A 656-nucleotide genomic window follows, 5' to 3' on the forward strand; every position below is an offset into this window, starting at 1 on the left:
CTTTACCGGAGAGAGTTTTCGACTAAAGAATGCACTATCCAAACACAAATAACTAAAAGAATCTTTCAGGTGCAAAATTGTGTAGTTTATCGCTGCAATGTTGTGTAGAAAAGTCTTGCAAAATACAATAGAGATGATTTAGAGGCAGAAATTGATTATTGTCAAGAATTAATCGAAGTCGTGGAAACCAATGATATCCTTATGAATTATCCTAAAGTGAAAGAAAAAGTCAATATTTTAAAAGAGAATATCGAAGATGACATTAATCATTTAAATTCCTTAGGAAAAGACGAGGCAAAGATTGGCTATAAATCAGCCGCCGATTCTTTTTTAGGCTATAAAACTCATCTTGCTATAACGGATGAGCGAATCATCACAGCTGCGACAATAACGACTGGTGAAAAATCAGACGGTAAGGAATTAGAAACTTTAATTAACAAAACCGTTGATCAAGGACTTATTATTGAAGAAGTCATTGCGGACGCTGCCTATTCTGGAAAAGATAATATTAAAATGGCTCACAAAGAAAATATTCATTTAATAGCCAAATTAAATCCAATTGTGAGTGAAGGTACACGCAAAGGACATAAAGAGTTTGAATTTAATAAGGATGCCGAAATGGTTGTTTGTCCGGCAGGACATCAAGCCACACGTAA

General features: G+C 34.5%; 1 pseudogene. It reads left to right on the plus strand.

Annotated elements, in window-relative coordinates:
• Positions 1 to 120: 120 nt before the first annotated feature.
• A pseudogene (locus ACYQ2O_RS12600) lies at positions 121 to 656 on the plus strand (transposase); the annotation flags it as partial.

The organism is Alkalibacterium sp. m-11 (genome assembly GCF_054658155.1).